The organism is Streptomyces sp. NPDC039462, from assembly GCF_055639375.1.
The window spans coordinates 1-1,432 of the sequence record NZ_JBVKAO010000013.1; the positions used below are offsets into that span (position 1 = coordinate 1).

A 1,432-nucleotide genomic window follows, 5' to 3' on the forward strand; every position below is an offset into this window, starting at 1 on the left:
GTTTCAGAACCAACACAGTGGACGCGAGCAACTGAGGACAAGCCCTCGGCCTATTAGTACCAGTCACCTCCACCCGTTACCGGGCTTCCAGATCTGGCCTATCAACCCAGTCGTCTACTGGGAGCCTTAACCCCTCAAAGGGGGTGGGAATACTCATCTCGAAGCAGGCTTCCCGCTTAGATGCTTTCAGCGGTTATCCTTTCCGAACGTAGCCAACCAGCCATGCCCTTGGCAGGACAACTGGCACACCAGAGGTTCGTCCGTCCCGGTCCTCTCGTACTAGGGACAGCCCTTCTCAATATTCCTACGCGCACAGAGGATAGGGACCGAACTGTCTCACGACGTTCTAAACCCAGCTCGCGTACCGCTTTAATGGGCGAACAGCCCAACCCTTGGGACCGACTCCAGCCCCAGGATGCGACGAGCCGACATCGAGGTGCCAAACCATCCCGTCGATATGGACTCTTGGGGAAGATCAGCCTGTTATCCCCGGGGTACCTTTTATCCGTTGAGCGACGGCGCTTCCACAAGCCACCGCCGGATCACTAGTCCCGACTTTCGTCCCTGCTCGACCCGTCGGTCTCACAGTCAAGCTCCCTTGTGCACTTACACTCAACACCTGATTACCAACCAGGCTGAGGGAACCTTTGGGCGCCTCCGTTACCCTTTGGGAGGCAACCGCCCCAGTTAAACTACCCATCAGACACTGTCCCTGATCCGGATCACGGACCGAGGTTAGACATCCAGCACGACCAGAGTGGTATTTCAACGGCGACTCCACGAACACTGGCGTGCCCGCTTCAAAGTCTCCCACCTATCCTACACAAGCCGAACCGAACACCAATATCAAACTGTAGTAAAGGTCCCGGGGTCTTTCCGTCCTTCTGCGCGAAACGAGCATCTTTACTCGTAGTGCAATTTCACCGGGCCTATGGTTGAGACAGTCGAGAAGTCGTTACGCCATTCGTGCAGGTCGGAACTTACCCGACAAGGAATTTCGCTACCTTAGGATGGTTATAGTTACCACCGCCGTTTACTGGCGCTTAAGTTCTCAGCTTCGCACACCCGAAAGTGCACTAACCGGTCCCCTTAACGTTCCAGCACCGGGCAGGCGTCAGTCCGTATACATCGCCTTACGGCTTCGCACGGACCTGTGTTTTTAGTAAACAGTCGCTTCTCGCTGGTCTCTGCGGCCACCCCCAGCTCAGAGTGCAAGACTCATCACCGGTGATGGCCCCCCTTCTCCCGAAGTTACGGGGGCATTTTGCCGAGTTCCTTAACCATAGTTCACCCGAACGCCTCGGTATTCTCTACCTGACCACCTGAGTCGGTTTAGGGTACGGGCCGCCATGAAACTCGCTAGAGGCTTTTCTCGACAGCATAGGATCATCCACTTCACCACAATCGGCTCGGCATCAGGTCTCAGCCACAT

At 55.9% G+C, this 1,432-nt stretch carries 1 rRNA gene (cut by a window edge); it reads right to left on the minus strand.

Going from position 1 to position 1,432, the window contains the following annotated elements:
* Positions 1–33: 33 nt before the first annotated feature.
* Positions 34–1,432, minus strand: a 23S ribosomal RNA gene (locus tag ACZ7LU_RS39795); it runs 1,824 nt beyond the window's last position.